This is a genomic window from Salmonella sp. A1325 (assembly GCF_056991255.1).
In genome coordinates this window covers 1-543 of sequence record NZ_JAMLWO010000034.1, presented here as the reverse complement: position 1 = coordinate 543, position 543 = coordinate 1, and the positions used below count along the sequence as shown (strand labels likewise).

Genomic DNA, 543 nt, shown 5'->3' with positions numbered 1-543 from the left:
TCGCTGCCGCAGCTTCGGTGCATGGTTTAGCCCCGTTACATCTTCCGCGCAGGCCGACTCGACCAGTGAGCTATTACGCTTTCTTTAAATGATGGCTGCTTCTAAGCCAACATCCTGGCTGTCTGGGCCTTCCCACATCGTTTCCCACTTAACCATGACTTTGGGACCTTAGCTGGCGGTCTGGGTTGTTTCCCTCTTCACGACGGACGTTAGCACCCGCCGTGTGTCTCCCGTGATAACATTCTCCGGTATTCGCAGTTTGCATCGGGTTGGTAAGCCGGGATGGCCCCCTAGCCGAAACAGTGCTCTACCCCCGGAGATGAATTCACGAGGCGCTACCTAAATAGCTTTCGGGGAGAACCAGCTATCTCCCGGTTTGATTGGCCTTTCACCCCCAGCCACAGGTCATCCGCTAATTTTTCAACATTAGTCGGTTCGGTCCTCCAGTTAGTGTTACCCAACCTTCAACCTGCCCATGGCTAGATCACCGGGTTTCGGGTCTATACCCTGCAACTTAACGCCCGGTTAAGACTCGGTTTCCCT

The 543-nt window shown here is 54.3% G+C and carries 1 rRNA gene; it reads right to left on the bottom strand.

Features of this window, described 5'->3' with window-relative positions:
* A 23S ribosomal RNA gene (locus NAZ64_RS22390) occupies positions 1 to 543 on the bottom strand; the annotation flags it as partial.